Origin of the sequence: Serratia sp. CY40230 (assembly GCF_052168835.1) — a bacterium.
GTDB classification, from domain to species: Bacteria; Pseudomonadota; Gammaproteobacteria; order Enterobacterales; family Enterobacteriaceae; genus Serratia; species Serratia nematodiphila.
This window is the reverse complement of the sequence record NZ_JBJNLX010000002.1, coordinates 494,131-519,190: the sequence shown is the minus strand read 5'-3', so window position 1 is coordinate 519,190 and position 25,060 is coordinate 494,131. Positions and strand designations below refer to the sequence as shown.

General features: G+C 61.1%; 24 protein-coding genes. 10 read left to right on the top strand and 14 right to left on the bottom strand.

Features of this window, described 5'->3' with window-relative positions:
• Positions 1-24: 24 nt before the first annotated feature.
• The 3 genes from dld to ACJ8IJ_RS09615 form a co-directional block, all read right to left on the bottom strand.
• Positions 25-1,731 (bottom strand): D-lactate dehydrogenase, encoded by a 1,707-nt coding sequence (gene dld / locus ACJ8IJ_RS09625; protein ID WP_442518574.1) that lies wholly within the window; start codon positions 1,729-1,731, stop codon positions 25-27.
• A gap of 126 nt (positions 1,732-1,857) precedes the next feature.
• The gene (map, locus tag ACJ8IJ_RS09620; protein WP_049299472.1) at positions 1,858-2,652 is read right to left on the bottom strand and encodes a type I methionyl aminopeptidase; all 795 of its coding nucleotides are present in this window, start codon (positions 2,650-2,652) and stop codon (positions 1,858-1,860) included.
• Complete coding sequence (locus ACJ8IJ_RS09615; protein WP_006324220.1) at positions 2,649-2,852, bottom strand: ParD-like family protein; 204 nt, start codon at positions 2,850-2,852, stop codon at positions 2,649-2,651. The genes map and ACJ8IJ_RS09615 overlap by 4 nt, the downstream gene beginning before the upstream one ends.
• A gap of 168 nt (positions 2,853-3,020) precedes the next feature.
• On the opposite strand from ACJ8IJ_RS09615, the gene ddlA reads away from it, so the two are divergent.
• Positions 3,021-4,124, top strand: a complete 1,104-nt coding sequence (gene ddlA, locus ACJ8IJ_RS09610; protein WP_082996975.1) for a D-alanine--D-alanine ligase — start codon at positions 3,021-3,023, stop codon at positions 4,122-4,124.
• Between the two features lie 34 nt (positions 4,125-4,158).
• Here ddlA and ACJ8IJ_RS09605 read toward each other — a convergent pair whose 3' ends face one another.
• Together ACJ8IJ_RS09605 and ACJ8IJ_RS09600 are read right to left on the bottom strand one after the other, a co-directional pair.
• On the bottom strand, positions 4,159-4,938 hold the full coding sequence (locus ACJ8IJ_RS09605) for an ABC transporter substrate-binding protein (protein WP_015377062.1): 780 nt from the start codon (positions 4,936-4,938) through the stop codon (positions 4,159-4,161).
• Between the two features lie 34 nt (positions 4,939-4,972).
• The gene (locus tag ACJ8IJ_RS09600; RefSeq protein ID WP_342578209.1) at positions 4,973-6,127 is read right to left on the bottom strand and encodes a methionine aminotransferase; all 1,155 of its coding nucleotides are present in this window, start codon (positions 6,125-6,127) and stop codon (positions 4,973-4,975) included.
• Positions 6,128-6,245: 118 nt separating this feature from the next.
• Between ACJ8IJ_RS09600 and ACJ8IJ_RS09595 the strand changes: the two genes are divergently transcribed.
• The 3 genes from ACJ8IJ_RS09595 (at position 6,246) to ACJ8IJ_RS09585 (ending at position 10,575) form a co-directional block, all read left to right on the top strand.
• Positions 6,246-7,166, top strand: coding sequence for a LysR substrate-binding domain-containing protein (locus tag ACJ8IJ_RS09595; RefSeq protein ID WP_154870553.1), 921 nt, complete (start codon positions 6,246-6,248; stop codon positions 7,164-7,166).
• 112 nt (positions 7,167-7,278) lie between these two features.
• Positions 7,279-9,576, top strand: coding sequence for a beta-glucosidase BglX (gene bglX / locus ACJ8IJ_RS09590; protein ID WP_442518573.1), 2,298 nt, complete (start codon positions 7,279-7,281; stop codon positions 9,574-9,576).
• A 75-nt stretch (positions 9,577-9,651) separates the two neighbouring features.
• Positions 9,652-10,575: a DUF7916 family protein gene (locus ACJ8IJ_RS09585; protein ID WP_442518572.1), complete on the top strand. Its 924-nt coding sequence runs from the start codon at positions 9,652-9,654 to the stop codon at positions 10,573-10,575.
• Here the strand turns inward: ACJ8IJ_RS09585 and ACJ8IJ_RS09580 are convergent.
• Entirely contained in the window at positions 10,572-11,600 is a 1,029-nt protein-coding gene (locus ACJ8IJ_RS09580; protein ID WP_442518571.1) for a methyltransferase, read from the bottom strand. The two genes, ACJ8IJ_RS09585 and ACJ8IJ_RS09580, sit on opposite strands and share 4 nt — an antisense overlap.
• A 353-nt stretch (positions 11,601-11,953) precedes the next feature.
• On the opposite strand from ACJ8IJ_RS09580, the gene ACJ8IJ_RS09575 reads away from it, so the two are divergent.
• Positions 11,954-12,346 (top strand): hypothetical protein, encoded by a 393-nt coding sequence (locus ACJ8IJ_RS09575; RefSeq protein ID WP_004939596.1) that lies wholly within the window; start codon positions 11,954-11,956, stop codon positions 12,344-12,346.
• Between the two features lie 73 nt (positions 12,347-12,419).
• Here the strand turns inward: ACJ8IJ_RS09575 and ACJ8IJ_RS09570 are convergent, their stop codons facing one another.
• A complete protein-coding gene (locus ACJ8IJ_RS09570) occupies positions 12,420-13,220 on the bottom strand; it encodes an alpha/beta fold hydrolase (RefSeq protein ID WP_442518647.1) in 801 nt (266 codons plus the stop codon).
• A 237-nt stretch (positions 13,221-13,457) separates the two neighbouring features.
• Here ACJ8IJ_RS09570 and ACJ8IJ_RS09565 point away from each other — a divergent pair, with 237 nt between their 5' ends.
• The 5 genes from ACJ8IJ_RS09565 to ACJ8IJ_RS09545 all read left to right on the top strand — a co-directional run bounded on the left by ACJ8IJ_RS09565 (position 13,458) and on the right by ACJ8IJ_RS09545 (position 18,949).
• Positions 13,458-14,213 carry a CDP-diacylglycerol diphosphatase gene (locus ACJ8IJ_RS09565; RefSeq protein ID WP_280630811.1) on the top strand — a complete coding sequence of 252 codons (756 nt, stop codon included), beginning with the start codon at positions 13,458-13,460 and terminating at the stop codon, positions 14,211-14,213.
• Positions 14,214-14,381: 168 nt separating this feature from the next.
• Positions 14,382-14,906 (top strand): MarR family winged helix-turn-helix transcriptional regulator, encoded by a 525-nt coding sequence (locus tag ACJ8IJ_RS09560; protein WP_080350166.1) that lies wholly within the window; start codon positions 14,382-14,384, stop codon positions 14,904-14,906.
• The gene (locus tag ACJ8IJ_RS09555) at positions 14,903-16,234 is read left to right on the top strand and encodes a c-type cytochrome (RefSeq protein WP_442518570.1); all 1,332 of its coding nucleotides are present in this window, start codon (positions 14,903-14,905) and stop codon (positions 16,232-16,234) included. The genes ACJ8IJ_RS09560 and ACJ8IJ_RS09555 overlap by 4 nt, the downstream gene beginning before the upstream one ends.
• A 16-nt stretch (positions 16,235-16,250) precedes the next feature.
• Entirely contained in the window at positions 16,251-16,703 is a 453-nt protein-coding gene (locus ACJ8IJ_RS09550; RefSeq protein ID WP_049299480.1) for a (2Fe-2S)-binding protein, read from the top strand.
• 2 nt (positions 16,704-16,705) lie between these two features.
• Positions 16,706-18,949, top strand: coding sequence for a molybdopterin cofactor-binding domain-containing protein (locus tag ACJ8IJ_RS09545; protein WP_442518569.1), 2,244 nt, complete (start codon positions 16,706-16,708; stop codon positions 18,947-18,949).
• A 38-nt stretch (positions 18,950-18,987) separates the two neighbouring features.
• Here ACJ8IJ_RS09545 and ACJ8IJ_RS09540 read toward each other — a convergent pair whose 3' ends face one another.
• The 7 genes from ACJ8IJ_RS09540 to lsrK form a co-directional block, all read right to left on the bottom strand.
• Positions 18,988-19,290, bottom strand: coding sequence for a hypothetical protein (locus tag ACJ8IJ_RS09540; protein ID WP_004939584.1), 303 nt, complete (start codon positions 19,288-19,290; stop codon positions 18,988-18,990).
• Positions 19,287-19,922 carry an AAA family ATPase gene (locus tag ACJ8IJ_RS09535; protein WP_015377071.1) on the bottom strand — a complete coding sequence of 212 codons (636 nt, stop codon included), beginning with the start codon at positions 19,920-19,922 and terminating at the stop codon, positions 19,287-19,289. Before ACJ8IJ_RS09535 ends, ACJ8IJ_RS09540 begins: the two co-directional genes overlap by 4 nt.
• A 271-nt stretch (positions 19,923-20,193) precedes the next feature.
• Positions 20,194-20,535 carry an HNH nuclease YajD gene (yajD, locus tag ACJ8IJ_RS09530; protein ID WP_004939576.1) on the bottom strand — a complete coding sequence of 114 codons (342 nt, stop codon included), beginning with the start codon at positions 20,533-20,535 and terminating at the stop codon, positions 20,194-20,196.
• Positions 20,536-20,589: 54 nt separating this feature from the next.
• The gene (locus ACJ8IJ_RS09525; RefSeq protein ID WP_015377072.1) at positions 20,590-21,051 is read right to left on the bottom strand and encodes a GNAT family N-acetyltransferase; all 462 of its coding nucleotides are present in this window, start codon (positions 21,049-21,051) and stop codon (positions 20,590-20,592) included.
• Positions 21,052-21,105: 54 nt separating this feature from the next.
• A complete protein-coding gene (locus ACJ8IJ_RS09520; protein ID WP_015377073.1) occupies positions 21,106-21,999 on the bottom strand; it encodes a LysR family transcriptional regulator in 894 nt (297 codons plus the stop codon).
• A 60-nt stretch (positions 22,000-22,059) separates the two neighbouring features.
• Entirely contained in the window at positions 22,060-23,244 is a 1,185-nt protein-coding gene (locus ACJ8IJ_RS09515; RefSeq protein ID WP_004939567.1) for an MFS transporter, read from the bottom strand.
• 220 nt (positions 23,245-23,464) lie between these two features.
• Complete coding sequence (gene lsrK / locus ACJ8IJ_RS09510; RefSeq protein ID WP_049187213.1) at positions 23,465-25,030, bottom strand: autoinducer-2 kinase; 1,566 nt, start codon at positions 25,028-25,030, stop codon at positions 23,465-23,467.
• Positions 25,031-25,060 lie beyond the last annotated feature (30 nt).

The window sequence follows — 25,060 nt, the reverse complement described above, 5'->3', positions numbered from 1 at the left end:
CGTCGGCAGGCCAATCGGGCGCTCTTAGCGGGGGGCTTCGGCCCAGCCTTTGCGTTTGCTGGTTTTGCCGATGCCGGGGTTGAAGCTGTTGGTCGGATCGGCGGTGCGGTAGAACGCCTGCAGATCCGGTTTGGCGTGGTACAGGTGGCCGACGTTATGCTCCGCCGGGTACTCGGCGCCGCGCCGGTTGAGGATCTCGAGCATCTTTTCTTTCAGTGCATGGCTGTCCACGCCTTTTTTCACCACGTAGTCCTGGTGGAAGACGTGGCACATAAAGTGGCCGTAATACAGCTTATGTACCAACTGACTGTCTATTTCCGGCGGCAGCGCTTCGAACCAGTCGGTGTCGTTGCGGCGCAGGGCGATGTCCAGCGCCAGAATATCCTCCACCTTGTCGGCGTGCACCGCGTGGTAGCGCACCGCGGCGCCGGCGGCGGCGAAGCGGTGCAGGAAGGCCTTTTTGCCTTCGTCAGGCGTGCAGGCGAAGAAGGCGCCTTCGGCCTGGGCGAAATAGTCGGTCAGGTAGCGCTGGGCCTCTTCCACGCCGGGGCCGGCCATCTTCAGCAGCAGGTGGTGTTCGAAACGTTCGCGGTATTCCTTCATGCGCTTCGGCAGGTGGCTCGGCGCCAGATGGCTCAGGCCCTGCATTAGCCGATCGGTCAGGTTGTGCGGCAGCAGCGGCAGCTTGTTGAGGCTGGCGTCCATGCGGCCTTTCAGGGTGAAGAAGCGCGGCATCTGATCGGTGCCGAGTTTGTCGATCATCATGAAGGTGTCTTTGCCGTACACCTCGGCGATGTCGAAGATATCGCGGTGCATGTATTCACCGGCCACCGGCAGGTTTTCGAATTTGCTCAGCATGTGGCGGCGCAGTTCGGTCAGCACCGCGGTGTCGTTGGTGCCGATATAGAACACCTGCTCTTTGCCCTCTTTCTCGAAGGTGTCAAGCCGCACCGCGAACACTGCCAGCTTGCCGGCGCAGCCGGAAGCTTCGTACAGGCGGCGTTTGTCGGCGTTGAAGCGGGAAGGGGTGTCGGCATCGACGTCGCGCACCCGGCTGGCGTATTCGTTATCCGAGGCGCGCAGCTCACCGTATTCGACGTCCTCCGGGCGATAGTCGCCTTTTTCCAGCCGGGTGAGGATCTCTTCCGGCGTGTCGCCAAGCCGGATGCCCAGATGGTTCACCAGGTGCAGCTGGCCGTCTTCCCCTAGCTGGGCGTACAGTGCCATTTCGGTATAGGCCGGGCCGCGTTTCACCAGCGAGCCGCCGGAGTTGTTGCACACGCCGCCGATCACCGAGGCGCCGATGCAGGAAGAGCCGATCACCGAATGTGGTTCGCGGCCGTAGGGTTTGAGCAATTTCTCGAGGTGGTGCAGGGTGCTGCCGGGAAAACCGACCACCTGCTTGCCGTTGTCCAGCACCTGAATATGATCGAGGCGCAGGGTGCTGACGATGACGATATCGCGATCATAGTCGTTGCCGCTGGGGGTTGAGCCTTCGGTCAGGCCGGTATTGGCGGCCTGCATGATGACGATTTTGTCGGCGGCCACGCAGGCCTGCAGAATGCGCCACAGCTGCAGCAGGCTGGTGGGAAACACCACCGCCAGCGCCTGGCCTTCGCCGGAGCGGAAGCCCTTGCGATAACGCTCGGTGTTGCGATCGCCGGTCAACAGCTGCGGGCCGCCGACGATGTCCTTAAGCTGATTGATAAACGTCTGATTGCCTGACTGCATGCTGCCTGTCTCCCTGTCATCCCCGTCGCCTTAACCGCGGCGCCGGGGTGCCGCGCAATAAGCTAAGAGGTTATCAATTAAATAACTTATTAAGCTATCAGCTTGGTGGGCTAATGGCTTGCGGGTTTAGTAGCGCTCGGCGTAGCCGGCCTGGCGCTCTTCGTCGCGCAGCGTCAGGATTTCCACGCCGTCGGCGGTGACCGCCACGGTGTGCTCCCACTGCGCCGACAGTTTTTTGTCGCGCGTCACCACCGTCCAGCCGTCTTTCTTCTGCTTGATGCGGCGGTCGCCCTGATTGATCATCGGCTCGATGGTGAACACCATGCCTTCCTGCAGCGCCATGCCGCTGCCGGGTTGACCGTAGTGCAATACCGCCGGCTCTTCGTGCATGTCGCGGCCGATGCCGTGGCCGCAATACTCCCGCACGATGCTGTAGCCGGCCTGCTCGGCGTGCCGCTGGATGGCGTGGCCGATATCGCCCAGGGTGGCGCCCGGTTTGACCGCGCGAATGCCCTGCCACATCGATTCATAGACGTTGTTCACCAGCCGTTTGGCCAGCGGCGTCACCTGGCCGATGCAGTACATCTTGCTGGAGTCGGCGATATAGCCGCCGTTTTCCAGCGTGATATCCACGTTGACGATCATGCCGGAACGCAGGATTTTGCTGGCCGACGGCACCCCGTGGCATACCACGTCGTCCACGGAGGTGTTGAGCACATAGGGGAAATCATACTGCCCCTTGCTGGCCGGGCGCGACTTCAGCTCTTCGACGATAAACGCCTCGGCGCGGTCGTTGATCTCCATGGTGGAGATGCCTTCGACGATGACTTCATCGAGCATAGCAAACACTTTGGCCAGCAGGGCGCCGGAATGGCGCATTTTGGCAATCTCTTCCGGCGTTTTAATCACAATCTGTTTCACCCGACAATCTCCTTCAGCGTCAGCGCGTTATCTTTCATCATTTTTTTTACCAGTTGCGGGTAGGTCAGTTCCGGATGGAACTCCGCCAGCATGCCGATCTTGATCCAGTACTCGGCCTGCGCGTTGATCGAACGCGTCATGGTCAGGCTGGCGAGGCGCAGATCGTCATGCAGCGCGTCCGAAATTTTTACGATGCCCATCGGCGTCTCCATAAATGAACAATATACGAAGTGTATACGTTTTGGATGGTCGCGATGTGGCATTCTGTGGCGTAAGAAGATTCTGGCAACAACGATTGCCGCCGCCAGGCAATGCGTTTATTGTGATAAACGACTTTTTTGCCATGATTTTTCAGAAGGATTTAAGGCGTGACTAAACTACGTGTTGGGGTGATTTTTGGCGGTAAATCGGCGGAGCATGAGGTGTCTCTGCAGTCGGCCAAAAACATTGTGGATGCAATCGACAAAGAGAAGTTTGACGTCACGCTGCTGGGGATCGACAAACAGGGGCAGTGGCACATCAACGACGCCTCCAACTATCTGCTCAATGCCGAGAACCCGGCGCTGATCGCGCTGAACCGCTCGAACAAGAACGTGGCGCTGATCCCGGGCCAGGAAAAGCAGCAGCTGATCGAAGCGGGCAGCGCCGGCGCGCTGGGCCAGCTCGACGTCATCTTCCCGATCGTGCACGGCACGCTGGGGGAGGATGGCTCGCTGCAGGGGTTGCTGCGCATGGCCAATATGCCGTTCGTCGGCGCCGGGGTGCTCGGCTCGGCGGTCAGCATGGATAAAGACGTGACCAAACGCCTGCTGCGCGACGCCGGGCTGGCGGTGGCGCCGTTCGTCACCCTGACGCGCACCAACCGCGCCGGGTTCACGTTTGAGCAACTGAGCGAGCGCCTCGGCCTGCCGCTGTTCGTCAAGCCGGCCAACCAGGGCTCGTCGGTCGGGGTCAGCAAGGTGGAAAACCGCGCCGAGTTCGACGCGGCGGTGGCACTGGCCTTCAGTTTCGATCACAAGGTGCTGGTGGAGTCGGCGATCGTCGGCCGCGAGATCGAGTGTGCGGTGCTGGGCAACGACGATCCGCAGGCCAGCGTATGCGGCGAGATCGTGCTGAGCGACGCCTTCTACTCCTACGACACCAAATACATCAATGAGCAGGGCGCTCAGGTGGTGGTGCCGGCGGCGATCGCGCCGGAAGTGAGCGACCACATCCGCGAGGTGGCGCTGAAGGCGTTCCGCGCGCTGGAGTGCTTCGGGTTGGCGCGGGTGGATGTGTTCCTGACGCCGGACAACCAGGTGGTAATCAACGAAATCAACACGCTGCCGGGCTTCACCAACATCAGCATGTATCCCAAGCTGTGGGCTGCCAGCGGCGTCAGCTACCAGGCGTTGATCACGCGCCTGATCGAATTGGCGCTGGAGCGCCACCAGCAGGATCGCGCGCTGAACAGTTCGGTGTTCGATCGCTAAACGCGGCAGGGGGCGGCGGTGCCGCCCCCGTCCATCACTTCACCGTCACGTCGATATCGCCGAAATACTTCTTCGACAGCGCCGCCACCGTGCCTTGCTGTTTCACTTTGGCGATGGCGGCATCCAGTTTCTTCTTCAGCGCCTCATCCCCTTTGCGCAGGCCGAAGGCAATGCCTTCACCGAGGATTTTGTCGTCGCGCACCGCCTCGCCGACGAAGGCGAAGCCCTTGCCGTCCGGCTGCGACAGGAAGCCGCTTTGCCCCGACGGCGCCATCACCAGCGTGGCGTCGAGCCGACCGGCCGCCAGATCGAGATACACCTGATTCTGATCCTGGTAAGACACCACATCCACGCCCGCCGGCGCCCAATGGGTTTTGGCGTAGATCTCCTGAATTGAGCCTTGCAGCACGCCCACGTGTTTGCCCGCCAGCGCTTTGGCGTCCGGCAGCAGGCCGCTGTCGGCCTTGGCGATCAGGCGGTTCGGCACCTGATAGATGGCGTCGGTAAAGGCGATCGCCTGGCGCCGCTGTTCGGTCACGTTCATCGCCGAGTTGATGGCGTCGAACTTGCGCGCCTGCAGCGCCGGGATCAGGCTGTCGAACGAGGTTTCCACCCAGCTGCATTGCAACTGCGCGGCGGCGCACACCGCGTCGCCCAATTCAATGTCGAACCCTTCCAGTTTGCCGCTGGCGGATTTGGATTCGAACGGCGGATACAGCGCTTCCAGACCGAAGCGCAGGCTGTTTTCCGCCGCCAGAGAAGAGCCGGCGGCCAGCAGGCATCCGGCGGCGAACAGCGTTTTCAAAGCTTTCATAGGCAGTGCCCCTTTCCCATGGTCGGACAAAAAATTACACCTGGCTCAGGCGGCGCGCGCCTTCCAGCAGGGTCTCGTTATCTTTGGAAAAACTCAGCCGAATAAGGCCGGTATCGGTGCCGTCGCTGTAGAACGCCGACAGCGGGATCGTCGCCACCTTCGCTTCGCGGATCAAGCGCACGGCGAAATCATTGTCGCTTTCGTGACTGAAGCCGCTAAAGCGGGCCAGCATGAAGAAGCTGCCGCGGCTGGGCAGCAGCTCAAAGCGCGAATCCAGCAGGGCGCGGGCCAGCAGATCGCGCTTTTGTTGGTAAAACGCCGCCAGCCCCAGGTAGCTCTGCGGGTTGGCGAGCGCGGCGGCGAAGGCGTGCTGCATCGGCGTATCGGCGGAGAACACCATGAACTGGTGCACCTTGCGGATCTCGTCCATCAGCGCCGCCGGCGCCAGGCAGTAGCCGACGCGCCAGCCGGTGACGTGGTAGGTTTTGCCGAACGACGACACGATCACGCTGCGTTCCGCCAGCTGCGGATAGCGCGCCATGCTGTGATGAATTTCACCGTCGAACACCACGTGCTCGTAGACCTCGTCGGACAGGATCACGATGTCGGTGTCGTGGGTCAGGGCGGTCAGGCGGTCGATATCCTGCGCGTCAAACACCGCGCCGGTCGGGTTGTGCGGCGTGTTGACGATAATCATGCGCGTTTTGCCGTTGATGGCGGCGGCCACTTCGTCCCAGTCGACGCGAAAATCCTGCAGCGACAGTTTGATCGCCACCGGCGTGGCGCCCTGCAGGCGCACGATCGGCGCATAGCTGTCGAACGCCGGTTCGAAATAAATCACCTCGTCGCCGGGATGCACCAGCGCGCTGATCGCCGAGTACAGCCCTTCGCTGGCGCTGGCGATCACCGTTATTTCTTCGTCGGCGTCATAGCGCGCGCCATACAATCGTTCAGCTTTTTCCGCCAGGGCAGCACGTAACGCCGCCACGCCGCTCATCGGCGCGTATTGGTTATGACCTGCGCGCATGGCTTGCGCCGTTGCCTCGATCAGCTGCGGGTCACCGGCGAAGTTGGGCGCGCCCTGCGACAGGTTGAGGGCCTGATGTTCGGCGCTGAGTTGGCCAATGACGGTGAAGATAGTGGTGCCGACGTCCGGCAGCTTCGAGCGGGATGAGCAGGCGCTCTGCATGATGGGCTCCAGGCAAACAGGGAAGTGTTGAGCGATTAAGCATCAGCCGGCGTAGGCGGACAAGGGAAAGTTTGTCATACTTGCCATGCACTACGATCATACCTAATCGAGGCTCGCTATGCCGATATCCCTGCCGTCGCTCGACGTGTTGAAAACCTTCGTGGTGGTGGCGCAACGCCTTAACTTTACCCATGCCGCCCGGCAGTTGCACCTGACGCAGGGAGCGGTCAGCCGGCAAATCCTCGGGCTGGAACAGCGCCTGGGCTATCCGCTGTTCAGCCGCCAGGCGCGTGGTCTGGCGCTGACGCCGCAGGGCGCGCAGCTGCTGGCGCCGGTACAGCAGGCGCTGGGGCAGTTGGATGAAGCCCTGACGCGGGCCGCCGCTCCGCCGGGGGCGCTGCGCATCAAATGCCCGACCTGCGCCATGCGCTGGGTGCTGCCGCGTATCATTCGCCTGCAAAATGAACGGCCGGACATGCATATCGAGCTGACCGCCTCGGTGTCGCACGGCCTGGATTTCACTACCGAGCAGTTTGACGCCGCGGTGGTGTTCGGCCGGCCGCCGGGTAAAAAGCTGACCGCGCACTTGCTGTTCGATGAAATCCTCACGCCGGTCTGCACGCCGACGTTCCTGCCGCCGGCGGCCCGGTTGACGGACTTGACGGACAAAACCCTGCTGCACCCGACGCGCGATCGGCGCGACTGGCTGCGCTGGCTGAAGGCGGCGGGCGCCGATGCGTTGCCGTCCGGCAAGGCCCAGCATTTCGATACCCTCGATCTGGCGATGAGCGCCGCGCTGCAAGGGTTTGGCATCGCCATCGGCGATCTGTGCCTGCTGGAGGAGGATATTCAGGCGCAGCGCATCGTCACGCCGTTCCCGCTCTGCGTCAGCAGCGGCGCGGCCTATTATTTGGTCTATCCTGAACGCACGGTAGCGCCGCCGACGTTAACCGCGCTGGTCGATTTTCTGGCGGCGGAGGCCGCCGACAGCCGCGCCCGGCTGCAGAATTACCTGCCGATAACCTGTAATGCTTTGTAAACATTAGCGATGCGAATTCCCTTGGCGATGAAACAGAGTGTGGCAAACTGTTTCTTCACTCCGATTAAACTCCGCGGCGTTGGCGGCGGAAACACGCCTGAGATAAAACAAGATGAAATGGCTTTGTGTGGTGAGTATGTTGTCCGGTCTGGCCCTCAGCCCGGCTTTTGCGCAGGAAACGCCGATAACGCAGGGCATTCACGCCCAGCAGCGCGACGCCTTCGTGTCCAATTTGATGAAGCAGATGACGCTGGAAGAGAAGATTGGCCAGCTGCGGCTGATCAGCGTCGGGCCGGATAACCCGAAAGAAGCGATCCGCGAGGGGATCCGCAAAGGGCAGATCGGCGCCATCTTTAATACCGTCACCCGGCCGGATATCCGGGTGATGCAAGATCAGGCGATGCAGCTCAGCCGCCTGAAAATCCCATTGTTCTTTGCCTATGACGTGGTGCACGGCCAGCGCACCGTGTTCCCGATCAGCCTGGGGCTGGCGGCCAGCTTCGATCTGGAAGCCATTGCGCTCAGCGCCCGCGTGGCGGCGCAGGAGGCCAGCGACGACGGCCTGAACATGACCTTCGCGCCGATGGTCGATATCACCCGCGATCCGCGCTGGGGCCGGGTCTCCGAAGGCTTCGGCGAAGACACCTGGCTGGTATCGAAAATCGCCAAGGTGATGGTCGATGGTTTCCAGAACGGCGATCCGGCCAAACCCGGTTCGGTGATGGCCAGCGTCAAGCACTTTGCATTATACGGCGCCGTCGAAGGCGGCCGCGATTACAACACCGTCGACATGAGCCCGCTGCGCATGCATCAGGACTATCTGCCGCCTTACAAAGCGGCGGTGGACGCCGGCAGCGGCGGGGTGATGGTGTCGCTCAACGCGATCAACGGCGTACCGGCCACCGCCAACCCGTGGCTGCTGAAAGATCTGCTGCGCGACCAGTGGGGCTTTAAAGGCATCACCATCAGCGACCACGGCGCGATCAAAGAGCTGATTAAACACGGCGTGGCCGCCGACGCGCGCGACGCGGTGCGCCTGGCGATCACCTCCGGCGTCGACATGAGCATGAGCGACGAGTTTTACGACAAATACCTGCCGGGTCTGGTGAAAGACGGGCTGGTGTCTGAAAGCGATATCGACCGCGCCTGCCGCGACGTGCTGAACACCAAGTACGACATGGGGCTGTTCACCAATCCTTACGTGCATCTGGGGCCGGCGGGTTCCGATCCGCAGGACACCAACGCCGAAAGCCGCCTGCACCGCGCCGAAGCGCGGGTGGTGGCGCGCAAGACGATGGTGCTGCTGAAGAACGATAAGCAGACGCTGCCGCTGAGCAAGCAGGCGACCATTGCGCTGGTCGGGCCGATGGCCGACAGCCAGCGCGACGTGATGGGCAGCTGGTCGGCTGCCGGGGTGGTCAAGCAGTCGGTCACCCTGCGCGAAGGGCTGGAGCGGGCGGTGGGCGACAAGGCGCGCATTCTGTACGCCAAGGGCGCCAACGTCACGCAGGATAAAGGCATCATCGACTATCTCAACGAGTATGAGCCGGCGGTGGCGTTCGATACCCGCTCGCCGCAGCAGATGATCGACGAAGCGGTGCAGGCGGCGAACAAGGCCGACGTGGTGGTGGCGGTGGTGGGCGAATCGCAGGGCATGGCGCACGAGGCTTCCAGCCGCGCCGACATCACTATTCCGCAGAGCCAACGCGATCTGATCGCCGCGCTGAAAACCACTGGCAAGCCGCTGGTGCTGGTGCTGATGAACGGCCGCCCGCTGGCGCTGAGCTGGGAGAGCGAGCAGGCGGACGCGATGCTGGAAACCTGGTACAGCGGCACCGAGGGCGGCAACGCGGTGGCGGACGTGCTGTTCGGCGATTACAACCCGTCGGGCAAGCTGCCGATGACCTTCCCGCGCTCGGTCGGCCAGATCCCGATGTACTACAACCACCTGAACACCGGCCGGCCGTTCGGCAAGGAGAACCCGGGCAAGTACACCTCGCGCTACTTCGATTCGCCGAACGGCCCGCTGTATCCGTTTGGTTACGGCCTGAGCTACACCACCTTCAGCCTGTCGGATCTGAAGTTATCCAGCCCGACGATGGCGCGCAACGGCAAGTTAACCGCCAGCGTCACGCTGAAGAATACCGGCAAGTACGACGGCGCCACGGTGGTGCAGCTGTATCTGCAGGACGTCACCGCGTCGGTCAGCCGCCCGGTGAAAGAGCTGCGCAACTTCAAGAAAGTGACGCTGAAGGCCGGTCAGTCGCAGCAGGTTGAGCTGCCGATTAGCGAAGACGATCTGAAGTTCTACAACGCCAGCCTGAAGTGGGGGGCGGAGCCGGGCAAATTCAACGTGTTCGTCGGCCTGGATTCCGACAACGTGCAGGTGCAAAGCTTTACCCTGAAGTAACCTTTTCCCCCTCTTTCACTGCGGTGGGAGAGGGGGCATCCATCCCTTTCCGCTAACGTCACCGGAGCTTGCCTCATGAAACGCTATCTGGACTGCAGCGCCAGCGATCTGGCCGATATCGGCAAAGCCGATCTGCTCTACGCCATCCGCGCCAGCGAAGGGCGCATCTTGGTCAGCGAAACCATCGCGGTCACTCAGCCGCTGCTCAATAACGTCACCAACGCCGAACTGGCGGCCAGCCAGGGCGCCGATCTGCTGCTGTTGAACCTGTTCGACGTCGATCGTCCGCATATCGCGGGTCTGCCCGCCGACGTGCCGCCGCAGGAGGCGCTGCGCACGCTGCAGCGGCTGACCGGGCGGGTGATCGGGGTGAATCTGGAGGCTGTCGATCCGGCTTTCGCCACCGAACATAACGATTTCTGGCAGATGACGGCGGGCCGCGCCGCCACCGCCGAGAATGCGCGCAAGCTGTATCAGCTCGGCGCGCGCATGCTGGTGCTGACCGGCAACCCGAACAACGGCGTCAGCAATCAGGCGATCGCCGCCGCGCTGAAAGCGATCCGCGAGGAAGTGGGCGACGAGATGGTGCTGGTGACCGGCAAGATGCACGGCGCCGGCATCGTGCGCGAAAGCGGCAGCCAGCTGATCGGCGAGCAGGATATCGCGCTGTTCGTGGAGAACGGCGCGGACATCGTGCTGTTGCCGGCGCCGGGCACCATTCCCGGCATGTCGCAGGAGAAAGTGGCGGCGCTGATCGCCTTTGCCCAGCGGCAGGGGGCGCTGGCGATGACGGCGATCGGCACCTCGCAAGAGGGGGCCGACGTGCAGACCGTGCGGCAGATCGCGCTGATGAGCAAAATGGCCGGGGCGGATCTGCACCATATCGGCGATACCGGCTATCTGGGGTTGGCGCTGCCGGAAAACATCTTCGCCTACAGCGTGGCGATCCGCGGCGTGCGCCACACCTACAGCCGCATGGCGCGCTCGGTGAACCGCTAAGCCTGGGGTTTTTGCGCCGTGACGATGCTGAAATAGCCGAGCGACGGCAGCACCTGAGCGGGCCCGAAGCCGACGTCGCGCAGCAGGTCGCCGATTTCCTTGCCGGAGTATTGGCGGCCCTGCGTCCATCCCATCATCATCAGGCTGTACCCCGCGGCGGCAGGTGGGCCGTCGCCGTCATCGTTGTACAGCACTTCGTGGATCACGATCCTGCCCCCGGGCGGGAGGGCCGCATAGCTCTTTTGCGCCAGGAAGCGGTTCTTGTCCATCGGCCAGTCGTGGAAAATATTGGAGTACAGGTGCAGATCCGCCGCCGGGTAGGGATCGCGCCACATATCGCCGCTGTGGGTGCCGATGCGCTGACTGAGGCCGTGATCGTGCGCGTAGTCGGCGGCGAGCGGGCACACCTCCGGCAGATCGAACACGGTGCACGTGAGCGCCGGCCAGTGGGTCGCCAGACTGATGGCATGCGCGCCGGAGGCGCCGCCGATATCCAGCGCCGTGCGGCAGGCACCGAGGGGCAACAGCGTAGGCCAAACGCTGGCCGATCCCATGCTCAGGCTGTGCATGGCGTGGGTAAACAGCTGCATTCTGTCGGCGTCGAGCGTATGGGTTTCAAACAGCTCCTGCTCGCCGTACACCTGCGAGGCATTCTTTCTGATGGCGCTTTCCAGGTTTTTCAGCGTGAAAATCTCGCTGTTTTCAATCATCAAATCCCAAAAATAGCCGAAATAATGCGGGTTGTTTTTTAACAAAAAGGTTTCCGCTTCCGGCGTCAGAGAGAATGTTTCGCCGTCTCTGTCTATCAATTTCAATGCCACTAGCGCCATGACCAGTGTCCCTGCCGGGCGTCTTTCCACATTGGCCTGAGCGCATATATCGGTCAGGTTGCGGGGGCGCAATGCAATAAATTCAAAGATGCCCAGGCGGTGCGCAATAAGCGCCGCCGGATAGAGATATAAATTCATCGTGATATCGAGAATGGTTTTGTCGTCGCATTGCGGCGGCCGGACGGAATGGTTCATGTGAATCCCCTCCCACTAAGGCATGGCGCGTCTTAACAGGCTATGTTACGCCTGCGGTTTTAGCAAAGGGCGGGGGCGCGATTGACCGCAGGCCAACGCTTACGTTGTAAATAATTCCCTGGTGAGACTATTTTAAAATTGAATTGGGTGCGGTTAATGTCGAACGTAAAAACTGACGTCGGGCGGAGTAATAACCCCATCATGCATTTTTATTTTACTGGAGGTTAACTTAATCACAGTTATTAACGCGTTTGGGTTGTGTTAATCTGAGCCGCCGTTATACCGTACCGACATTCACATTATTTTTGTGAATAATTCAAAGCTAAATAATTAATTATTAAAACGAGATAACAATGAAAAAGAGCATTCTGACCGGCATGATTGCCGCGACTCTGGGCCTGTTCAATACCGCTAATGCCGAAGGGATGGACCCTGCTGCATTGAAAAACGTCTATGACATTACGCGTAATACCAGCGGGCTGATGTCTTACTGCGTCGATAAAGGTTTTCTGAAAGCGGACAGTATCGACAACGCCAAGAAAATGGTGGCCTACGTGGCCGCCATTCCCGGCGGTGTCGACACCCGCGACGGTGACAAGCGTGAAGCGATGGGCCGTGAAGGCAATGTGCTGAACGACGACGGCAAAGTGGTTGCGTTGGAAAAAGAAGCGCCACAGGGTCTGCAGACATGGTGCCAGCAGGCTGACGAAGGGATCCGCCAGGGTCTGACGTCTATCGGTCAATAAACGCCGGATGTAGCCTCCCCCTCCCTAAGGCTTCGTCTGAAGGGAATCTCCGGGCCAGGCGGCCCGGAGAATCTCACCAAAACAGCGGGGTGGTGTTTTCAGCCAGAAACGCCAGCAGCGTTTCGTTGACCGCCGCCGGATTTTCCTTGTTGCTGATATGCCCGGTGTTGGGGATCAGCACGTGTCGGCAGCCGAGAAGGTCCGCCATGCGCTGGCCTTCTGCCGGCGGGCGCGGCTTATCCTGCGCGCCGGTGATGACGATGCTGGTGGCGGTGATGTTTTCCAGCAGCGCCAGCTTGTCGGGGCGGCCGAAGATCATCCGGCCCAGCGGCACGATGCTGTCGCGCAGGCGCTCGGCGGGCAGGCTCTGCAGATGGGCCAGCAATGGCTGCGACAACGCATCGGGTACTTCGTCGGAATAAAACTGCGCGGCGATGTACTCCAGCAGCGGTGACGTGATGGCGCCGGCCTGTTCCACGGCGGCCAGCATGCCCATATAGCGCTGCCGAGCCTCCGGCGTTTCGTCGCCCAGGTAGCTGTCCAGCAGCGCCAGCACTTTCACCCGCTCCGGCGCCAGCGCCGCCAGTTCCGCGCCCCACATGCCGCCGACGGACAGGCCGACGATGCCGAACTCTGCAATATCCAAATGATCCATCAGCGCCAAATGATCGGCGGCGATATCCGACAGGCTGCTTCGCCCAGGCGGCAGCGCCGGGGAGTCGCCGTGTCCCCAGAGATCAGGCACGATCAGGCGGTAGCGTTTCGCCAGCGCCTCGAACTGCGGTGCCCACATGTTCAGATCGAACAGATAGCTGTGGCCCAGCAGCAACGGAAAGCCTGAGCCCACGTCGAGATAATGCAGGGATTTGCCCATCGTTGGCATCTTGTCGGTTCCTTATATAAAGAGAGTCCGGCTGCTTATATCACACTCATATTCAACCTGCGGTATTAATTTACCTTAAATTACTCAGGTGGGCGTGGGTTTTTTAATTTGCATTGCTAACAAGACGTCAATAAAAGGTGACGTTAAGGCTAATATTCTGGTGATGATAAGAGCCTTGGTTTATGCTGGCGCTTCTTTCAAGATGGAATAGGTAAACAGGGCGTCGCGATGAAAAGACTTTTCAGACTATTAATTATTTTGCTTGTCATTTTGCTGCTGGCGGCGGTGCTGTGGTGGTTCTTCGGGCGCGGTAATCCGAATGCGCTGTGGCAAATCGTCAGCCAACAGTGCGTGCCCAATCAGCAGCAGAACAACGATCCGGCGCCCTGTTTAAAGGTTGATTTAACCGAGGGTTATGTGCTGTTTAAGGACAGCAAAGGCCCCTATCACGATCTGGTGATGCCGACCGAAAAGGTCAGCGGCATCGAGAGCCCGATATTGCAAGCGGTGCGAACGCCACCTTATTTCGCCCAGGCCTGGAATAACCGCGAACATATATCCAGCGAGCTGGGTAAACCGTTAAAAGACGCATGGGTTTCTCTGGCGGTCAATTCGAAATATGGTCGCTCTCAGAATCAGCTGCATATTCACGTTGCCTGCTTGCGCCAGGATGTCTATAACGCGCTGGGGCAGCAGGCGGAACAATTAGATCAACAGTGGCGGCCGCTGGCGGTGAAATTGGTCGGCCACCAATATCTGGCCAGAAAATTGGCGGGCACCGATTTAACCCAGGAAGATCCTTTCCGTTTACTGCAGAACTATGTGGTCGAGCAGGGCGACAGCATCGGCAATTACGGCCTGGCGCTGGCGGTCAGCCCGCAGGGCGAGATGCTGCTGTTGGCGAACCGTTTGAAGCTGACCGACCTGAACCTGGGCTCGGCCGGCGAAATTCAGGACTACCGGTGCGAGGTCGCGGGGAACTGAGTTTTTCTTATCGCTCCCCGTCGTTGGGGAGCGTATGCCGTGCGATACGAACTAACCAAATGTATTAACTCATTTTTATTTTATTCTCTCTCATCTGCTTGATCCCGTCATAACGTCCGATCTATTATTTGTTTGCACAAGCAAATAAATAATCGAGAGCCATCTGATATGTCTCAACCACGCAAACTTCCTGCTGCACTGGGCATCCATCTGGATGTCACCAACCGTCTATGGCGCACGGCGATGGACCAGTCGGTGAAAATGACCAATCTGACGCGCCCGCATTGGCTGGCGCTGAGTGCGATTGCCGATCTGGGGGATGGCTGCACGTTGAAAGACGTTTCGCAGCATTTGAACGCCGAAGTCTCGACGATGTCGCGCGCGCTGCTATTTCTGGAAAAAAACCGGCTGATCGCTCGCGATGCTCTGTCCGAAGATAAGCGCGCCAAAGGGGTGAGAATGACCGAGGCCGGGCAGGAGATGCTGGCGCAGTTGGATCATTCCAGCCAGCAAGCGAGGGAAAAACTGCTCAACGGCATTTCGGCCAACGATCTGGAGGCTTTTTACCGCGTATTGTTTGGCATCAAACATAACGCGATAGCGATGCTCGAACAGGAAAATCTGTTGCCGGACGAGTTTGCGCTGCTGGCGGAGGAGCGCGCGGGAGCGATGAAGCCGGAAGGTGAAGCGTGAACGGCCGCTGGCGGAGAGCACAACAGCTGTGCGTTATCGCGTTGGGGATCTTCTCCTGCCCGGTCTTCGCCAGCCAGAATGACCAACAGGTCATCGCACGGGGAAAATATCTGGCTACCGCCGCAGATTGCGCGGCTTGTCACCGCGGCAGCAGCCAACAGGACGCCCCCTACGTCGGCGGTTATGCCATCGCTTCGCCGATGGGCGACATCATCGCCAGCAATATCACGCCCGCCAAGGGGACCGGCATTGGCGACTACAGTGAGCAAGAGTTTCGCCGCGCGTTGACGCAGGGTATCCGGCGAGACGGTCAACCCTTGTATCCCGCCATGCCTTATACCGCTTATCAGGGGTTGAGCGATGACGATCTGCACGCACTGTATCGTTATTTTATGACCGGGGTCGCACCGGTCGATCGTGCGGTGCCTGAGACCCAACTGGCGTTCCCTTTTTCCTGGCGTTATGCGATCCACGGCTGGAACTGGCTGTTTCTGAAAAAAAGGCCCGGCGATGAAGATGAGAAAAAAGCGCGGGGTCGCTATCTGGTGGATGTTTTGGGGCATTGCTCGGCGTGTCACAGCCCGCGTAACGGGATGATGGCCGAACGCGACGATCGTTATCTGGCGGGAGGGGAGGCCGGCGGTTGGATCGCGCCGAATATCACCTCGGATCCCGTCAGCGGCATCGGCGGCTGGAGCCGGAAAGAGTTGGTGCAGTATCTGCGTACCGGGCGCAATGACAAAGCCCAGGCGGCCGGCGGCATGGCGGAGGCGGTGGAGCATAGCCTGCGTTTCCTGAGTGACGACGATCTCAACGCCATCGCCGACTGGCTTAAACAGACTCCGCCGATCGTCACCGTGCAAGGAACGAAAGCAGCCTATCAATACCAAGGGGGCGGTGAAGGCCGTGCAGCCGGGCAGGCGCTGTATGCCGCTGCCTGCGCCAGCTGCCATCGCCTGGGCGGCGAAGGCGCCTATGACGGCCATTTCCCTGCTTTGACTCACAATTCCACCGTAGGCAGCGAGCGGGTCAATAACCTGATCATGGTGATGCTGCATGGCGTGCAGCGCCAGGGAGAGACGCTGCAAACCTGGATGCCGGGATTCGCCGATAGCCTGGATGACCGACAACTGGCCGAGTTGGGCAACTATGTATTGCAGCAATTCGGCAATCCGGCAGTCAGGATAACGCCGGAGCAAGTGGCTCGGCAGCGGGCGGGCGGTGAAAAACCGCTGTTGATCGCGTCATTGCCTTATGTGTTCTGGGGCAGTGTATTGCTGGCATTGATCGTCATCGGGGCGTGGGTGAAACGTCGGATGAAGCATTGATCTAAGAGAGGATGGCATGAAGTTCAATCTGAACGGCCAGGCGGTCGAATTTAACGGCGAGCCGGATACGCCGCTGCTATGGGCGATCCGAGAACATTTTAAGTTGACCGGCACCAAGTTCGGCTGCGGTATCGGCGCCTGTGGCGCCTGTACGGTACATGTCGACGGTAAGGCAGTGCGTTCATGTTGCTATCCGCTGCAATTGGTGCGCGATCGGCAGGTGACCACCATCGAAGGGTTGTCCACCGATCGCAGTCATCCGGTGCAGCAGGCCTGGATTGCGGAGGATGTGCCGCAGTGCGGCTACTGCCAATCGGGCATGATCATGGCGGTCAGCGCACTGCTGGCGGAACATCCGAGGCCGGACGATCGGCAGATAGATACGGGTCTGACCAATCTGTGTCGCTGCGCCACCTACCATCGAATCCGCGCGGCGGTGCATCGCGCCGCCGACAAGGGAGAACCCTAAGCATGGCGATCACCCGCAGAACCTTGATTAAAGGCAGCGCTTTGGCGGTGGCCGCCATGCTGCTGCCGATATCGACGCGCAGCCTGGCGGCCGTGGTTTCGCAGGACGCGGCGCCACCGGACGGTCAGTACGAATTAAACGATTGGATCTGGATCGATAGCGGTGGCCGCATCGTCATCGGCGTGTCGCAATGCGAGGTCGGGCAGGGGATTTATACCGGCCTGGCCGAAGTGGTGGCGGCGGAGATGGATGCCGATTGGGCGCAGGTGACGGTGAAATTCGTCACCGGGCGTGATGCTTACCGTCAGGTTGCCGGGGGCGAGGCTTTCGCGCAGTTTGTCGCCGCTTCAACCTCAATGACCAAATTTTATCAGCGCACCCGGCTGGCCGGCGCACAGGCGAGAGATTTCTTTCTGCGCGCCGGCGCAAAACATTTCGCGCTTTCACCGCAGCAGTGCCGCACGGAGAAAGGCTGGGTGCTTGAGGAGGGCGGGCAGCGCAAGATCGCCTATGGCGATCTGGTGCGCTATGCCGCCGAGCTGCCGTTGGATCCGCAGCCTGCTTTAAAGAGCGAAGCGCAAGAGCAAGAGAGTCTCATCGGCAAGCCGCTGTTGCGGGTCGATACGCCGGAGAAAGTGGACGGCAGTGCGATTTACGGTATCGATATCGATCTGCCGGAGATGCTGATCGGCGTACCCTGGATGGTGCCCGACCTCAGCGGAAAGCTGGTCGCCGTGCGTAATGAACGGCAGATTCGGGCCATGCCGGGCGTGGTGGATCTGGTGCTGACCCGGCAGTGGTCGATGAACAACATGGTCGGATTGGATCACGATATGTCACTCAATACGGTGATCGTGGTGGCTGCGAGCTACTGGCAGGCCAAAAAGGCGGCGGATTTGCTGGAGGTCGACTGGCTGCCGGGCGCAGGGCAAGCGCTGACCGGCAGCGCGATTGCGGCGGAGAATCTGGCGATGCTGGACGGCGATACCTTGGTGCCGGCGGTCGATCGCGGCGAGGCGTCGGCGTTGATTCATAACGCTGAGCAGGATTCGCGCCTGCATGAGGCGCGTTACAGCGCGCCTTATGTGGCGCATGCCACCCTGGAGCCTTGCAACGCCACCAGCCATTATGAAGAGGGCCGTATCGAAACCTGGGGCCCTTTCCAGGGGCAGGACATGGTGCGCAACGTTCTGGCGAAAATGTTCGGGCTGAAGCCGACGGATGTGGTGGTGAATACGACCTACCTGGGGGGCAGCTTTGGGCGCAAATATCTGCCGGATGCCGTGATGCATGCTACCGCCGCCTCCCGGGCGGTGGGGAAACCGGTCAAAGTGATCTATCCGCGCGAGATCGACATGCGGCATGAATACTATCGTCCGGCCTGCACCAGCCATTATCGGGCGCTGTTGGATGAAAACGGCTACCCGCAGGCACTGTGGGCGCGCTATGCCGGGCAGTCGCTCTTCTGGCAGATGCGGCGCGAAACGGTACACGAGGCCGGGGGATGGGATGAAAGTATGGTGGAGTGCGTTTACAGCACGCCGTATTGCATCCCTCATCTGAAAGTGGAGGCCGGCATCGTCGAACAGCCGATTTCCCTGAGCTATCTGCGCGGCGTCGGCAGCGTCGCCAGCCTGTTCTTTTTGGAAAGCTTTATCAGCGAACTCAGCCATAAGGCCAACCTGGACGAGTACCAGTATCGGCGGCATCTGTTGCAGGACACCCCGGAAGCGTTGCGCGTACTGGACGCCACCGCGGCGGCGTCTGGTTGGCAGCATGAACCGCCGCCGGGCGTTTATCGCGGGATGTCGTGCAATATTTGGGTTGGCCGCAATAACGCTTTCACCACTTACGTCGGTTTGGTGGTTGAAATCGCCATTCAGGAGGGGCGACTGCGGGTGCTCCGCGCGATATGCGCGATTGACTGCGGCAAGGTGATAAACCCGAATCTGGTGCGCGCCAACGTAGAGGGCGGCATCGGCTTTGCGCTGACCACCTGCCTGCACAGCGAACTGCATTTTGAACGGGGCGGCGTGGTGGAAGGGAATTTCGATCGTTATCCGCTGCTCGCGATCGCCGAAATGCCCAAGGTGGAAGTGGTGGTGCTCGACAGCGCGCGTGCGCCGCAGGGATGCGGGGAAGTGTCTACTGCGGTGGTCGCTCCGGCGATGGCCAGCGCGCTGCATAAGGCCACAGGCAAAACCTATCGTACTATGCCGTTCCCGCGCCAGTTTTCATCCGTTTAACGGCCCGCCGGCGAAGTCAGCCGGCGGCTGCCGTGCGGTCAGAGTTTTTTCAGCAATGCCAGCAGCTGCGTTTCGCTTTTCTCCGCCAGCCCGTCGATGGCGAGCTTGATGATGTCGGAGCGGGTGATGCGCACGATGCCGTTGCGCGCCGCCTGCACGATCACCTCATCGATGGCTTCGATGTGGTTGTCCGTCAGGCTGACGGAAATCGCCTTATAGGTGCGCTTGCGGCCGGCCGGCTTGGCTTCCGGCGCGGGCGCCGCAACCGGCAACGTGTGTGAGGTGGCGCTGTTGATGAATTCGTCTTCCGACATGCGGTGGGTGGGGGTGCGCTTCTTCACAGGATCACCTCTTTCACCAGGCATTCGATCTCGGCCTGCGCCTTTTCGTTGTTCGCCTCATGCACGGTGATGGCTTCGCCCCAGGCGTCGCGGTAAATTTTGCGGTCGCACAGGCGGTGGCTCACCAGGGTGAACTCCGGGTATTCGCTCAGCACCTGCGCCGCTTCGTTGGCTTCATTAATGAAGATATTGGTCGGGCACATGTTCAGCACAATGTAGCCTTTGACCTTCTCGTTATACTCCTGCGCGGTGGAGAACATCTCCGACAGGTAGCCGATGGTGTCGAGATCCATCTGCGAAGGGCGCAGCGGCGAGAGGAACAGATCGGCGGCCAGCAGGCCGGAGCGCAGTTCGGCGCTGTCGCGGCCCGCGGTGTCGACGATCACGTAGTCGTAATGGCGATCGAGCTCCAGCAGCGTTTCCTTGATTTTGCCCGACGCGGCCACCACCGGAATGTGCGGCAACCCCTCGACGTTCTGACGGTCGTTGTACCAGGTCATGATCGATTTCTGGTCGTCGGCATCGACGATGATCGCCGTCTTGCCTTGCTTAAGAATCAGATACCCGGCGATATTCACCGCTTTCGTCGACTTGCCGACACCGCCTTTTTGCGAGCCAATCAGAACAATCATGCTGCCATCTCTCAAGTTATTAAGCAGGTAACTTATTAAGTTAATGTGCTTATTAGGTTGATAATCAAACAGGTTAACAAGAACAACTCGCGAACAATATGCACCAACTGCGGCGGCTTGCCAAGCCAGTATGTCGTTAACTGTGCAGCTTATTTTGCGCTGGATGGCCCGGATGGGTAAGTAGGAATTCTCTGGGAAGTGGCGATGCGGAGGGGGGTTTTATTAATTTAACAGCTTAATAAGTTAGTGACTCATTAAGCTGTTGTCGACATTATTTCTTCATCATCGCCTTCAGGTTGGCGAACGGGTTGTGGGTGGCGACGCCGATATCTTTTTGCGCATCTTCACCGGCCACCACCGTCGAACCGTATTGATCGGCCTCGGTGTATTTCGAGTGTTCGTGGTCGTGGCAATACAGGCACAGCATTTCCCAGTTGCTGCCGTCTTCCGGGTTGTTGCTGTGATCGTGATCGATATGGTGCACCGTCAGCTCGCGCAGGTTGGAATAAACGAATTCGCGTGAGCAGCGCCCGCATACCCAGGGGAACAGTTTCAGCGCTTTTTCGCGGTAGCCGGTTTCCAGCTTCGCATAGTTTTTGGGGATATAGGCCATGGTGGTCGTCCGTCGGGAATCAATATGCGGCCAATAATACCACAGTGCGTGCGGCTACAACGTGCGGCTCATCACCGTGACGGTTTCACCGGCGACCTGGCGTTGCTCCAGAGGGCGCCAGCCGAGTTTCTGATACAGCGTCTGCTGGTCGGGCGTATACAGATACAGTTCGCTGATGCCCTGGGTTCGGCCGTGCTCGATGCAGCGTGCGATCAGGTTGCGGGCAATGCCTTGGCCGCGGTGCTGCGGGTGGGTAAAGACTTCGCTCAGCCAGTATTGGCGCTCCGGTTTATCTGTCAATTCATACCGCGTCAAACTGGCGGTGCCGACGATCTGTTGCTGCGGCGACAGCGCCAGCAACACGACGCCTTGGCTCTCGGGCGCACAGCGTTCAGCCAGCCGCCGGCTGATGGCGTCGCGGTTGCTCCACTGCGCAAAGGCGCCCCATTCCTGATGCAGTAATTCGGCCAGTTCGTCAATGCGCTGACGATGTGCAAGCAGCGGTTCGATATGCATGGTTTGCCCGTTTTTATTGTCCGTAAGAGAAGCCACTATAGCCGGGGCGATCGGTTAATGAAACGTCTCCACCGCCCAGTCGATGAACGCCCGCAGCTTGCCGCTGAGGTGGCGATTGGACGGGTAGACCACGTACATCTGCTCCGGCGGCGGCTGCCAGTCGTGCAGCAGGCTGACCAGCTCGCCGCGCTCGAGGTGTGGCTGCGCCATAAACCGATAAATCTGGATGATGCCTAATCCGGCCAGGCTCGCCGCCAGCAGCGCGTTGCCTTCATTGATGCTGACCGGGTAGCGCTGCTGGATGGCGATCTCTTTGCCGCGCTCGACATAGCGTTGCGGATGGATGCGGTCGTTGACCGGATGGCGGTAGTGCACCATCGGAAAGCCCTGTTCCAGATCGCACGGGTGGCGCGGGGTGCCGTGGCGCGCCAGATAGGCCGGGGTGGCGCAGCTGACCCAGTCCAGATCGAAAAGACGCCGGGCGATCAGGCTGGAGTCGGCCAATGGGCCGCTGCGGATCACGCAGTCGGCGCTGTCGCTGATCAGATCGATAACGCGATCGCCGATGCTGAGATCGATTTGGATTTGCGGGTAGCGTTCCAAAAAGCCGGGCAGCGCCGGCAACAGCAGTTGGCGAGCGGTGCCGCTGCCGGTGTCGATGCGCAGCACGCCCTGCGGAGAACTTTGCGACTCGGTCAGGCAGCCCTCCATCTGCTCCAAATCCGCCAGCCATTTCACCGTATTTTGGTAATAGCATTCGCCTTCGCGGGTGACCGACACGCTGCGAGTGGTGCGCTGAAACAGCTTGGTCTGCAGGTGATCCTCCAGGTTTTGGATCAGCTTGGTGACCGTCGCTTTCGGCATGCCCAGCGAATCGGCGGCGCGGGTAAAGCCGCCGGTTTCCACCACGCGGTTAAATACCCGGATAGCGAGCAAATGATGGTCCATAGGGTTCTCAACGCCATGCCCCGGCGGTGACCGGGGCATGTTTCTGCAGATAGATAATGATTAACACTGTTTAGCGCCAATCGCGCCGGAGCGCAAGCTGAGGCCGAACACCAGCGTGGCGGAGAGGATCAGCGCGCCGCCGAACAGCATGGCGCTGCTGACGCCCTGCCAGTCCACCACCTCGCCGCCCAGCAGCGCGCCGGAGGCCAGCGCGATCTGGATGACGCACACCAACAGCGCCTGGCCGGCTTCCGGCGCCTGCGGCACCGCGGCGAACATCCAGTTGGTGGCGCACACCGGGACGGCGCCAAAGGCCAGCCCCCACACCAGCACCATCAGCGTGGCGCCGGCGAGGCCGCTGAGCAGCGGCGAAACGATCAAAATGCCCGCCAGCATGGCAGCGATCAGAATAAAGGTGGCGCGCAGGCTGTATTCCCCCAGACGCTCGCCGAGGAAAGTGCCCAGCAGGCCGATGGCGCCATAGGCCAACAGCTGCAGCGAGATCGCCGACGGGCTGAGCACGAACACCTGCTGCAGCAGGGGCCGCAGATAGGTGTAGGCGGCGAAGTGGCCGATGAACAACAGCACGATGGCGATCAGGCCGATGCGCGCCATCGGCAGGCGCAGCGGCAGTACCAGATCGCGCGGTGTGACCGGCCGGGACGGTGGCACCGAGGTCAGCAAACGCAGCTGCGCCAACAGTACGCCGACCGCCAGCGCCGCACCGCCGAAGAAGGCGGCGCGCCAGCCAAACAGATCGCCGATCAGCGCCCCGGCCGGCACGCCGCACACCGCGCCGACCGAGATGCCGCTGAGGATCAGCGCAGTGGCGCGGCCCTGGCTGGCTTCCGGCACCAGATGGCGGCCGTAGTTGGCGGCGAACGACCAGAAGCCGCCGACGCAGATGCCCAGCAGCACGCGGCCCAGCAGCATCATCGGGAAGTTGACGGCCAGCGCCGCCACCAGGTTGGACACCATCAGCAGCAGCGACAACCCCAGCATCAGCAGGCGTCTGTCCAGCCGGCCGGAAGCCAGGCTCAATACCGGTGCGGCCACCGCCGCCACGATGCCGGGCATGGTGACCATCAGCCCGGCGGTGCCAGTGCTGACACCGAGCGTAGGGGCGATGTTGGTCAGCAGGCCGATCGGCAGAAACTCGGTGGTGACCATGACAAAACAGGCGACCGTCAGCGAGAAGATCGCCGGCCACGGGGATGATGCAGGGTTATCTTTATTATTCAGCATAATGCCGCTCGTCTCAGGTGAATGCGCAGGCCGCGCGCGGGGCGCGGTGTGACCGAAGTCACAATCTACGGCAGGTGCAAGTCGCGGATAAATCCATCTGCGGTGGTTACACTGTTTCTGAGGGGGAACAATCGCGGCAGTGAGTTAAAGCGCGGCTTGCGCCGCGCCGAGGGGAAAGGAATAAAACGGCATAAGGTTATGACCGAATGCCGCGCGGCGCTTACAGCCCCGGCGCTTTCCACAGCGAGGTGGTCAGGCCGTTGTCCACCAGCGTCAACTGATCGGCGTAGATCCGCCGCCAGGTTTCTTTCTGCTCCTGATACAGCGCGTGGTGGATCATGTCCGGCTGATGCTCGCGCTCCCAGCGCACCAGGCGCTCGCCGGTTTCGGCCAGCGATGCGTACAGCCCGGCGCCGACGCCGGCGGCGATCGCGCAGCCCAGCGCGGTGGCCTCTTTCACCACCGGCACCCGCACCGTCAGCCCGGTGACGTCGCTGAGGATCTGGCTCCACAGCTTGCCCTTGGCCCCGCCGCCGGCGAACACCAGCGAACGGGCCTGCACGCCGGAGAAGGCGGCGATCTGTTCCAGATTGCAGGCGGAGACGATGGCGGCATTCTCCTCCAGCGCACGGAACAGCGTCTGTTTGTTGCAGCGCTCCGGGTCGATCGACATGTTGATGAACGACGGCGCTGCGTGATACCAGGTTTTGAAATGCATGGCGTCGGAGAAAATCGGCATCACGCCGTAGGCGCCCGGCGGCACTCTGGCCGCCATCTCTTCCAGCAGGCTGTAGGCGTCGACCCCCAGCCGCTCCGCCAGCAGTTTTTCTTCCGCGCAGAAGGCGTCGCGGAACCAGCGCATGGTCAGGCCGGTAAAGAAGCTGATGGATTCCGCCTGCGCCATGCCGGGAATGACGTGGGGGTTGATGCGGATGTTCATCTCCGGATCGATGGCCGGCTCCGGCAGGTTGACGATTTGCTGCCAGAAGGTGCCGCCGAGCACCGCCGTCTGCCCGGCGCGCACGATGCCGAGCCCCAGGCTGCCGAGCTGCACGTCGCCGCCGCCCATCACCACCGGGGTGCCGCGCAGCAGCCCGCTCTCCTGCGCCGCCTGTTCTGTGACGCGCCCCAGCATGCTGCCGGTCTCTTTCACCGGCGACAGAATATCGGCGCGCAGGCCGGCCATGTCGAGCAACGCCGGCCGCCAGTCGCGGCTGGTCAGATCCAGCATGCCGGTAGTGCCGGCGTTGGAAGGATCGACCGCCAGTTCGCCGCTCAGCATGTTGGCCAGCCAGTCGCTGATCATGGTCAGCGTCGCCGCCTGGCGGTAGATGTCCGGCCGATGGTGCGCCAGCCACAGCAGGCGCGGCATGGCGCTCAGCGCCAGCGTCTGGCCGGAGTGCTGGTACACCTCGCGTTCGAAGCCGTGGTTGTGCAGCTCTTTCAGCTCGCTGACTTCGTGGCTGGCGCGTGCGTCGACGTTGGCGCAGGCCCAGATCGGCACGCCGTTGCGGTCGTACAGCACGATGCCTTCACGCATCGAGCAGCAGGCCACCGCGCGGATCGCCTGAGCGCTCAATCCTGCACGTTGCATCGCCTGGCGGATGCACTGGCAGGCCAGCTGCCAGTTGCGGCTGAGGTCAAACTCCATCGAGCCGGGCACGCCCGGCACCGCGAGGTGTTGCCACTCCGCCTGGCCGTGCGCGATCTGGTTACCTGCCAGATCGAAGATCACCGCGCGAATGCTGCCCGTTCCTGCGTCCAGCGCCATCAAGTAGTTATCCATAGCCTATGCTCTCAGGGGGAGGAATGTTAA

Bases quoted from the DNA above. Each gene is read 5' to 3' on its own strand.
- ACJ8IJ_RS09520 (WP_015377073.1), bottom strand. From the start codon at position 21,999: ATGGACCATCATTTGCTCGCTATCCGGGTATTTAACCGCGTGGTGGAA.
- ACJ8IJ_RS09570 (WP_442518647.1), bottom strand. From the start codon at position 13,220: ATGGGCAAATCCCTGCATTATCTCGACGTGGGCTCAGGCTTTCCGTTG.
- ACJ8IJ_RS09605 (WP_015377062.1), bottom strand. From the start codon at position 4,938: ATGAAAGCTTTGAAAACGCTGTTCGCCGCCGGATGCCTGCTGGCCGCC.
- ACJ8IJ_RS09595 (WP_154870553.1), top strand. From the start codon at position 6,246: ATGCCGATATCCCTGCCGTCGCTCGACGTGTTGAAAACCTTCGTGGTG.
- yajD (WP_004939576.1), bottom strand. From the start codon at position 20,535: ATGGCCTATATCCCCAAAAACTATGCGAAGCTGGAAACCGGCTACCGC.
- ACJ8IJ_RS09545 (WP_442518569.1), top strand. From the start codon at position 16,706: ATGGCGATCACCCGCAGAACCTTGATTAAAGGCAGCGCTTTGGCGGTG.
- ACJ8IJ_RS09560 (WP_080350166.1), top strand. From the start codon at position 14,382: ATGTCTCAACCACGCAAACTTCCTGCTGCACTGGGCATCCATCTGGAT.
- ACJ8IJ_RS09515 (WP_004939567.1), bottom strand. From the start codon at position 23,244: ATGCTGAATAATAAAGATAACCCTGCATCATCCCCGTGGCCGGCGATC.
- ACJ8IJ_RS09585 (WP_442518572.1), top strand. From the start codon at position 9,652: ATGAAACGCTATCTGGACTGCAGCGCCAGCGATCTGGCCGATATCGGC.
- ACJ8IJ_RS09615 (WP_006324220.1), bottom strand. From the start codon at position 2,852: ATGGGCATCGTAAAAATTTCGGACGCGCTGCATGACGATCTGCGCCTC.
- ACJ8IJ_RS09575 (WP_004939596.1), top strand. From the start codon at position 11,954: ATGAAAAAGAGCATTCTGACCGGCATGATTGCCGCGACTCTGGGCCTG.
- ACJ8IJ_RS09550 (WP_049299480.1), top strand. From the start codon at position 16,251: ATGAAGTTCAATCTGAACGGCCAGGCGGTCGAATTTAACGGCGAGCCG.
- dld (WP_442518574.1), bottom strand. From the start codon at position 1,731: ATGCAGTCAGGCAATCAGACGTTTATCAATCAGCTTAAGGACATCGTC.
- ACJ8IJ_RS09535 (WP_015377071.1), bottom strand. From the start codon at position 19,922: ATGATTGTTCTGATTGGCTCGCAAAAAGGCGGTGTCGGCAAGTCGACG.
- ACJ8IJ_RS09565 (WP_280630811.1), top strand. From the start codon at position 13,458: ATGAAAAGACTTTTCAGACTATTAATTATTTTGCTTGTCATTTTGCTG.
- lsrK (WP_049187213.1), bottom strand. From the start codon at position 25,030: ATGGATAACTACTTGATGGCGCTGGACGCAGGAACGGGCAGCATTCGC.
- ACJ8IJ_RS09600 (WP_342578209.1), bottom strand. From the start codon at position 6,127: ATGCAGAGCGCCTGCTCATCCCGCTCGAAGCTGCCGGACGTCGGCACC.
- ACJ8IJ_RS09525 (WP_015377072.1), bottom strand. From the start codon at position 21,051: ATGCATATCGAACCGCTGCTTGCACATCGTCAGCGCATTGACGAACTG.
- bglX (WP_442518573.1), top strand. From the start codon at position 7,279: ATGAAATGGCTTTGTGTGGTGAGTATGTTGTCCGGTCTGGCCCTCAGC.
- ACJ8IJ_RS09580 (WP_442518571.1), bottom strand. From the start codon at position 11,600: ATGAACCATTCCGTCCGGCCGCCGCAATGCGACGACAAAACCATTCTC.